Origin of the sequence: Pseudomonas sp. NBRC 111123 (assembly GCF_001320205.1) — a bacterium.
In the GTDB taxonomy this organism is placed as follows: domain Bacteria; phylum Pseudomonadota; class Gammaproteobacteria; order Pseudomonadales; family Pseudomonadaceae; genus Aquipseudomonas; species Aquipseudomonas putida_J.
In genome coordinates this window covers 1-9,549 of record NZ_BCAZ01000085.1, presented here as the reverse complement: position 1 = coordinate 9,549, position 9,549 = coordinate 1, and the positions used below count along the sequence as shown (strand labels likewise).

Here is a 9,549-nt window from a genome sequence, read left to right as displayed (position 1 = left end):
CAACCTGCGCCTCGATCAGGCCATGCAAGGTCTGTTCAAGGTCGTAATCAACCGCCGTATCGTTGAAATCCACCAGCACCCGTTGGCGCTCATTGGCCTCCAGCACCGGCAAACGCTGCAACAACAGCGCCGGCTCATGCTCCAGCGCTTCGGCCATGGCCTCCAGCACCTGGTTCATCTGCCCACAGATACGCGCCGCGCCAACCTCGGCCGGGGTCATGGCAACCAGGCGGAAGCCCTCTCCTGTGTCATCCACGTTCAAGCCCAGGGGGTAATTGCTGCGCTCCTGGCTAGCGAGGTTGTCGATCCCTTCGGTCGCCTGCTTGTGACGGGCCGTGGCCACCGTACTGTGGCGGTAGTTGAGCATCGCACTGAACAGCGGCAACGGCGCGGCAACGCCGCTGCAACGCTGGGCCAGGGCCAGCGAGGCATGCTCGTGGGCCAGCAACGCACTGAGCCGCTGGTGGGTGGCATGCGCGGCCTCGCGCAGGCTGACGCCGCCCAGTTCGACCCGCAACGGCAAGGTATTGATGAACATGCCCAGCGCCCGCTCGGCGCCCTCCCCGCCTTGCAGGCGGCCCAGCAGCACGGTGCCGAACACCACGCGGTCCTGGCCACTGGCAGCGCCCAGCAGGCGCGCCCAGGCCAGGTGGAACAGGCTCGCGACGCTGATCCCCAGTTGCCGCCCCTGCTGACGCAGGCGCTGGGCCAGTTCGGTGCTCAGCCACAGCTGCGCCTCTTCGATATCACGGCCATCACCTTGAACATCGCTGAGACCATACGCCAGGGTCGGTTCATCGATATCGGCCAGTTGCGAGCGGAAGAACGCTTCGTGCTCAGCCTGGCTGAAGCCCAGCCGCGCCTGCGCCACATAGTTGCGATACGGCACGGGCGCGCAAGCAGGCTCGGGGTCACCGTTCAGGAAGCCGATCAGTTCTTCGCCAACCACTTCCATGGCCGTGTGGTCGAGCACGATGTGGTGGAACTGCAGGGTGGCTTCAATGCCGTCAGCCGTCTCGCTATAAAGCAAGCGGATCAACGGAGCCCGAGCCAGGTCCAGCCCAGCCTTGCCTGCCTCCCCCTCGAACACGCCGAGCGGCGCCTTGCGCCATACGACCTGTACCGGCTGTGGCAGCCCTTCCCATAGCACGGCCGTGCGCAGTACATCATGCCGGGCGATGACTTTGTCCAGCGCGACAGCGAAGTCGTCGAAATGTGCGCGGCTGGCAAAGGCGAAGCGTGACTGCAGTACATAAGGGTCATGCTCGCGGGCGCTGACATGGTGATAGAGGATGCCCTCCTGCAGCGGCGCCAGTGGGTAGATGTCCTGTACGTTGGGAGCACCACCCGGCACCTGGGCGACAATGCGCTCGATGGCGGCCTGCTCCAGCGCCACCAGCGGCAGCATGGCCGGGGTGATGTGCTGGCAGCCGGCCGGGATGAGGTTGCCCGGGACTTGCACATGCTGCGCCTGGCCCAAAGTGGCGGCCAGTGCGGCAATGGTCGGCTGGCCGAACAATGTCCGCACATCGACCTGCAGGCCTTGCTGGCGCAAGCGTGCAGTCAGGTTCACTGCCAGCAGTGAATGGCCGCCCAGCTCGAAGAAGTTGTCATGCCGCCCGACCTGTTCAACCTTGAGCATCTGCGCCCACACCTGCGCCAGGGCCGCCTCCACTGGGCCTTGCGGCGCCACATAGCCCTGGCCGGCGAACAGCGCCAGGTCCGGGTCTGGCAGGGCCTTGCGGTCGAGCTTGCCATGGGGGGTCAGCGGCAATGCCTCCAGGCGCGTGAGCGCCTGCGGCAACAAGTGCGCTGGCAGGCTGGTCTGCAGTGCCTCGCGCAAGGCCTCCACCGCCACCGGTGCGGCTTCGGTGAACCAGGCCAGCAGGCGCTCGTCACGCACCAGCACCACGGCGGCAGCGACCCCGGGCTGCGCAGCCAGCACCGCCTCGATCTCGCCCAGTTCGACACGCACGCCGCGGATCTTCACCTGGTCATCGTTACGACCCAAGTAGTCCAGCGTGCCATCGGCGTTCCAGCGCACCAGGTCGCCGCTGCGATACAGGCGGCCACCTGTGCTGAAGGGGTCATCGAAGAAGCGTTCGGCCGTCAGTTCAGGGCGGTTCAGGTAACCCCGGGCCACCCCGGCGCCGCCGATGTACAGCTCGCCAACTGCCCCCACGGGCACTGGCTGGTGACATTCGTCGAGCACATAGGCACGGGTGTTGCCGATTGGCCTGCCGATATGCAGCGCGCCGCCCGCTTGCAGTTGCCCGGAAGTGGCAACCACCGTGGCTTCGGTCGGGCCGTAGTTGTTGACCACGGCAAAGCCTGGGTCACGGTCGAACTGGCGCAGGCGGTCACCGCCAACCAGCAAGGTGCGCAAGGTCGGGTGCTGGCGCTCACGGCGCAGCGCCTGTTCAGCGACCGGTGTTGGCAGGAAGCTTACCTGCAACGGCTGCTCCAGCCACCAGTCGAGCAGTTCGTCGACATGCTCGCTGGCGATGTGTGCAGGCGGCAGGTGCAACACCGCCCCGGTGCACAACGCCGGCCACACTTCCCAGGCCACGGCATCGAAGCCGAAACCGGCCACGCTGCTGGTGTGGCTGCCGGCACCAAGGGCAAAGGCATCGCAATGCCAATGCACCAGATGGGTCAGGGTGGCGTGCTCGACCATCACCCCCTTCGGCTGGCCGGTAGAGCCAGAGGTATAGATCACGTAGGCCAGCTGGTGCACATCCAGCCCGGCGATCTGGGGGTTGCTGTCGGCTTGCGCCTGCCAGCCATCGCCATGGAGCGCGACCTGCGGGGTATCACCGACCAACGCCTGCGTGCTTGCGTCAGTCAGCACAAACGCCGGTGCGCTGTCCTGCAACAGATACGCGATGCGCTGCGCCGGGTACGCCGGGTCTACCGGCACGTAAGCGGCGCCGGCCTTGAGCACCGCGAGCAGCGCGACCAGGCGCTCGAGGCTGCGTGGCAGGCACACGGCAACCCGGTCGCCGACCTGCACGCCGCGGGCGATCAGGTGATGGGCCAGGCGGTTGGCGCTGCGGTCGAGTTCGCCGTAGCTCAGTACCTGGCCGTCCTGCACCAGTGCTGCAGCCTGTGGCGCGCGGGCAGCCTGGGCTTGCACCAGGGCATGCACGGTCTGCCCTTGCGGGTAAGGCCGGGTGGTGCCGTTGAACGCGTGCAGCACTTGCTGGCGGGCTGACGGATCGAGGATCGACAGGGCAGCCACCGGTGTATTGCCTGCCTGTTCCAGTGCCTGGCTCAAACCGGCCAGGGCCTGGGCCATCCATTGTGCGACCCGCTCGGCACCCAGCCCCTGCTGGGCCAGGACACTGAGTGTGAAGCCCTCGCCCAGATCATCGACGCTGAGGGTCAGCGGGTAGTTGCTGCGTTCCTCACCGCCCAGCAGGCGCACGCCCTGTGCGCTGGCATCGTCGGCGGCCGGGTTGGCAGCGCTGCTGTGGCGGTAGTTGAACAAGGCACTGAACAGTGGCACTGACGCGGCCACGCCACTGCAGCGCTGGGCCAGCGCCAGCGAAGCGTGCTCATGGCCCAGCAACGCCGACAGGCGCTGGTGGGTGACGCGCACGGCCTGCTGCACAGGCGCGGTCAGGTCGACACGCAGCGGCAAGGTGTTGATGAACACGCCCAGCGCACGGTCGGCGCCCTCGCCACCTTGCAGGCGGCCCAGCAGCACGGTGCCGAACACCACGTCGGTGCGGTTGGCCAGTACCCCAAGTACCCGCGCCCAGGCCAGGTGCGCCAGGCTCGCGGCGCTCACGCCCAGGCGCCGGGCCTGCTGGCGCAACTGCCGAGCCAGCATGGGCTCGATCGGCAGCCGTGCTTCTTCGATGGCCTGGCCGTCGCCCTGCACATCGGCCAGGCCGAACGGCAAGGTCGGCTCGTCGAGGTCGCCGAGCATATCGCGGAAAAACGCCTCGTGACCGGCTTCGTCAGCCCCCAGCCGGGCCTGCGCGACATAGGTGCGATACGGCACCGGGGCCGCCAGCTGGTCAGCCTGGCCAGCGAGCAGCTGGCGCATTTCTGCGGCAATCACCTCCATCGCGGTGTGATCGAGGGCCAGGTGGTGGAACTGCAGGATCGCCACAACGCGCTGGTTGCCCGGGTCGTCGGCGTACAGCAGGCGCATCAATGGTGCCCGGGACAGATCCAGCCGGTGCTGGCGAGCGTCGAATCGCACCTGCAAGGCATCGATAACCGCGCCTGCCTGCACGCCGCCGACCGACGTCACCTCCATGCGCGCCTTGCGCCAGACCACCTGCACTGGCTGATCCAGGCCCTCGGTCAACACGGCCGTGCGCAGGATGTCGTGGCGGTCTATGACCTGCTGCAAGGCAGTGGCCCAGGTCTGCAGGCGCTCCAGGCTGTCGAAGGCCAGCCGCGACTGCAGCAGGTAGGGATCGCCCTGTCCGGCACTGAGGTGGTGATAGAGAATGCCCTCCTGCAACGGCGCCAGCGGGTAGATTTCCTGCACATTGGCCGCACCGCCGGGCACGCTGGCGACGACAAGGTCGATGGCGGCCTGGTCCAGGTCGATCAGGCTGAGCATGGCCGGGGTGATGTGCCGGGCATCCTGTGGCACGCGGTTGGCCGGCACCTGCACTTCACGGCCACTGCCCACTGCGGCGGCCAGGGCGGCCAGGGTCGGCTGGGCGAACAGCACCCGCACATCGGCGCTCATACCAGCCTGGCGCATGCGCTCGATCAAGGTCACCGCCAGCAGCGAGTGGCCGCCAAGCTCGAAGAAATGGTCATGGCGGCCGACTTGCCCTACCTTCAGCACGTCTGCCCAGATCGCCGCCAGGGTGGTTTCCACCGCCCCCTGTGGTGCTTCGAAGGCGCGGCTCAGCACGTCATCGCTACCCGGCTGTGGCAGTGCGCGGCGGTCGAGCTTGCCGTTGGCGGTCAAGGGCAAGGCGTTCAGCAACACATAGGCCGCCGGCAGCATGTAATCAGGCAACCGGCCTTGCAACTGGGCATGCAGCTCGGCGATGGTCGGGGCGCCGGTGCTGGCCGTGAAGTAGGCCACCAGGCGCTTGTCGCCCGGCACGTCCTCACGCAGCACGACGGCGGTATCGCGAATGCCTGCACACTCACCCAGGCGCGCCTCGATCTCGCCCAGTTCGATACGGAAACCGCGCAGCTTGACCTGCTGGTCGGCGCGGCCCAGGTAACGCAAGGTGCCGTCGGCCTGCCAGCTGACCAGGTCGCCACTGCGATACATGCGCGCCCTTGGTTGCGGGCTGAAGGGGTCATCGAGGAAGCGCTCGGCGGTCAGCGCCGGCTGGCCGAGGTAGCCCAGGGCGACCCCATCGCCACCGATGTACAGCTCACCGACCGCCCCGACAGGCAGCGGTTGCTGCCGCGCATCGAGCACATAGCAGCGGCCATTGCCGATGGGCTTGCCGATCGCGATGCTGCCCTCGCCCACCTCGAGGATCTCGTGGGTGGTGCTGAAGGTGGTGGCCTCGGTCGGGCCGTAACCATTGAGCAGGTGCACCGGCGCGCCTTCGCGCAATACCCGGGCGACCACGCTCGGGTCCAGCACATCACCGCCGACCATCAGGTAGCGCAGCCTGGCCAGCGCTGGCAGCAGGCCATCGGCAAATTGGTGGAACAACCCGGCGGTGAGCCACAGCACGCTCACTTCGTGGTGCAGCAAGGTATCCCTCAGGGCTTGGCGTGACAGCACCTGGTCCTGGTCGATGACCACCAGGGTGCCGCCGTTGAGCAGTGGCGCCCAGACTTCCAGGGTGCTGGCGTCGAATGCCGGGTTGGAGGCGAATGCCACCCGGTCCCGGCTGTTGAAATCGGCAAAGCCATTGTTGATCACCAGGCGCACGATGGCCCGATGGGGTACCTGCACGCCTTTCGGCGTGCCGGTGGAGCCGGAGGTGTACATGATGTAGGCCGCGCTTTCGCCGCTGACCGGCAGGCCTGGCGAGTGCGACGGGCAAGTGTCCAGCGCCAGGCGATCAAGCTCCACGCGCAGGGCCTGGCCAACCTGATGTTCGCTGCTGTGGGTCAGCAGCACACGCGCCTGGCTGTCGGCAATCATGAATGCCTGGCGTTCGGCCGGGGCATTGCTGTCCAGCGGCACATACACCGCTGCGCACTTGCTCGCCGCCAGTTGCGCCGCCAGCAGGTCGAAGCTGCGTGGCAGCAACAGCGCGATGCGCTCACCCGGTTGCACGCCCAGCGCCAGCAGGTGATGGGCCAGGCGGTTGGCGTGCTGGTCGAGTTGCGCGTAGCTGTATTGCTGCTCACCGTGCACCACCGCGACCGCTGCCGGGCTCAATGCGGCAAAGGCGCCGAACAGGGTGGGCACGGCATGCTCGCGTGGGTAGTCACGCCGGGTCGCATTGAAGCCATGCAGTACCAGTTCGCGCTCGGCAGGCGCCAGGCAGCTCAGCAGCTGCAGCGGCGTTGCCGGGGCCCGTTCAAGGGCCCGCGCCAGCTGCTCCAGGGCGGTGCCCAGCAGGCGGCAGACCTGCGCCCCGTCCACGGCCTCCAGCGCCTGCACGGTAAGCACGAAGGCATCACCAAGATCGTCGACATTGACCACCAGCGGATAGTGGCTGCGCTCATGGGCAGCCAATTGCTCGATGCCCTGCCAGGCCTCGCGCAACCCGGCCTTGGCCGGCGCGCTGTGGCGGAAGTTGAGCAGGCTGGTGAACAGTGGCTGGCCGGCCGGCACCGCGCTGCAACGTTGGGCCTCGGCTAGCGACGCCTGTTCATGGGCAAGCAGCCGGGCCAGGCGCTGGTGGGTCAGACGCACGCCGTCGCTGGCCGCCGCCGTGCCGACGCTGACGCGCAGGGGCAAGGTGTTGATGAACATGCCCAGCGCCCGCTCGGCGCCCTCGCCGCCCTGCAGGCGCCCCAGCAGCACGGTGCCGAACACGACCTCTTCACGGCCAGACAGCTGCGCCAGCACCTGGCCCCAGGCCTGGTGCACCAGGCTGGCGACGCTGATGCCCAGCTGGCGGGCCTGGTCACGCAGGCGCTGGCCAAGGTCGGGATCCAGTGCCTGGCGGCTGTCGAGCACACGGCGGGTATCGCTGTGGGCATCACGCAGGCCGAACACCTCGGTGGGCTCGTCGATATCGCCCAGCAGCTCGCGGAACATCGCCTCAGCCGCCTGACGATTGCCGCCCAAGCGCGAATGGGCCACATAGTTGCGATACGGCACGCTGGCGTGCGATAGCGCCTGGCCCTGCAGGACGGCGGTGATTTCCGCGACCAGCTGCTCGACGGCGGCGTGGTCGAGGATGATGTGGTGGATCAACAGCGTCGCTTCGATCCGCGCTTGGCTTTCACTGCGCAGCAAGCGGATCAGGGGGGCCTGGTTCAGGTTGATGCGATCGCCGTCCGTTTCGTGGCCAAGCCCGGCTTCCCGCCACACCACTTGCACCGGTTCTTCAAGGTTTTGCCAATGGATGCTGGTGCGCAGGATATCGTGGCGGGCGATCACCTGATCCAGCGCAGCGGCGAACGCGTCCAGCGTGGCCGGATCGGGGAAGGCGAAGCGCGCCTGCAACACGTAGGGGTCGTTACCTTCACTGGCCAGGTGGTGGTAGAGAATGCCTTGCTGCAGCGGTGCCAGGCCGTAGATGTCCTGGACGTTGGCAACGCCCCCTGGGATCTGGGCGACCAAGGTGTCGATGGACGCCTGTGACAGGCCTGCCAGTGGCAGCCTGTCCGGTGTGATTCGGGCGCCGTCTTGCGCGATGCGATTGTCCGGCACCTGCACGGTGCTTGCAGTGCTCACCGCCGCTGCCAGCGCGGCCAAGGTCGGCTGGCCGAACAGCACGCGGACATCGGCATGCAGGCCTTGCTGACGCAGGCGCGAGGTCAGGCTCACCGCCAGCAGTGAATGGCCGCCCAGTTCGAAGAAGTTGTCGTGGCGACCTACGCGCTCGACGCCCAGCAGCTCGCACCAGATGCCGGCCAGCAGGGTTTCGGTTTCGCCCTGCGGCGCTTCGTAAGGGCGATCCTGGATGGCATCGGGCGCCGGCAGCGCCTTGCGGTCGAGCTTGCCGTTGGGGCTCAGCGGCAAGGCGTCAAGGTGCATGAACTGCGCCGGCACCATGAACTCCGGCAGGTGCGCCAGCAGGGCCGTGCGCAGGGTCTCGACGGCTTGCGCCTCGCCGGTGTAGTACGCGATCAGGCGTTGATCGCGGGCGATCACTACCGCCTCCTTGATGCCAGCGATGGCGGTCAGGCCGGCCTGGATCTCGCCCAGCTCGATGCGCAGGCCACGGATTTTCACCTGATCGTCGTTGCGACCCAGGTATTCGATGTTGCCGTCCGCCAAGTGGCGCGCGAGGTCGCCTGTGCGGTACAGCTTTGCGCCTGGACGCAATGGATCGTCGATGAAGCGCTCTGCCGTGAGTTCGGCGCGGTTGAGGTAGCCACGGGCGACCTGGACGCCGCCGATGAACAGCTCGCCTGCCACGCCCTGCGGCACCGGCTGGCCTTGGCCATCGAGCACGTACAGCGTGGTGTTGGCGATCGGTTTGCCGATCGGGGTGTTGTCCGGCGCCGTCACGCAGTGCCAGGCGCTGACGTCCACTGCGGCTTCGGTCGGGCCGTAAAGGTTGTGCAGCTCCACTGCCGGCAACTGTGCGTGGAAGCGGCGAACCAGACTGCCCGGCAACGCCTCACCGCTGCACAGCACGCGCTTGAGGACCTGCACAGTCCCTGTGGAGGTGGGTTCACCCGCGAAGAAGCCAGCTCGGTGGATGGCACCGGCTTCGCCGGTGTTCGCGGCTGAAGCCGCTCCTACAGGGTGAGGGGTGGCTGCAGAGGACAGGAACACATCCAGCATCGACGGCACGAAGTGCAAGGTGGTGATGCCTTCATGGTCGATGACCTGGCGCAGGTACTCAGGATCACGGTGCCCGCCCGGGCGGGCCATGACCAAGCGTGCGCCAGTCTGCAGCGGCCAGAGGAACTCCCACACCGACACGTCGAAGCTGAACGGAGTCTTCTGCAGTACCACATCATCAGCGCCCAACTTGTAGGCATCCTGCATCCACAGCAGGCGGTTCACCACGCCGGCATGTTCGTTCATCACCCCTTTCGGCAAACCGGTCGAGCCCGAGGTGTAGATGACGTAGGCCAGATGCCGTGGCGTCAATCCGGCAACAACTGGGTTGTTTGCCGGTAGTTCGCTCCAGCTCGGCAGATCCAGATCAATGACTCGGCCAGCATCCGGCACATGGCGAGTCGCCGCATGCACCAGCACTGCCACTGGCGCGCTGTCGGTCAGCATATGCCGCACACGCTCGGCCGGGTAATCCGGATCGACCGGCACATAGGCCCCCCCGGCCTTGAGAATGGCCAGCAACCCGACCACCATCGACAGGCCACGTTCGACGCAGATCGCCACGCGATCATCCGGTTTTACGCCCAGGCCAATCAGGTGATGCGCAAGACGGTTGGCCTGCTCGTTGAGCTCGCGATAGCTCAGTTCACCCTCTTCAGCGCGCACGGCAAGCGCATCCGGCGTGCGCA

General features: G+C 67.1%; 1 protein-coding gene. It reads right to left on the bottom strand.

What is annotated here, in order from left to right; all coding sequences use genetic code 11:
- The coding region (locus tag APH27_RS25065) for a non-ribosomal peptide synthetase (protein ID WP_156335910.1) at window positions 1–9,549 on the bottom strand (9,549 nt) is incomplete at both ends.